The sequence below is a fragment of the Gulosibacter sediminis genome (genome assembly GCF_014904065.1).
Taxonomy (GTDB): domain Bacteria; phylum Actinomycetota; class Actinomycetes; order Actinomycetales; family Microbacteriaceae; genus Gulosibacter; species Gulosibacter sediminis.
In genome coordinates this window covers 3,950-4,180 of sequence record NZ_JACXJG010000015.1, presented here as the reverse complement: position 1 = coordinate 4,180, position 231 = coordinate 3,950, and the positions used below count along the sequence as shown (strand labels likewise).

Below are 231 nucleotides of genomic sequence, written 5' to 3'. Positions count from 1 at the left end.
GCTGTTCGACGCCCACCGCGATGACCCGGAGTTCGGGCACCGACTGCTGGCCGATGAGGCTCGCGATGCCGGGGAGGCGATGTCGGACCGGACGGCCTGGAAGATCACGTCCGCCAACGGCTGGTGGTCGGCGTTCGGCAAGCGCAAGGCCCGCGGGAAGGGCAAGAAGGCAGGCCCGCCCGTCCACGACGACCTCGTGCAACGCGAGTTCGTCGCGGACGCTCCGAACCG

General features: G+C 70.6%; 1 pseudogene. It reads left to right on the top strand.

The features are described 5' to 3' along the window. Positions 1-231, top strand: a pseudogene (locus ID132_RS08460) (hypothetical protein); the annotation flags it as partial.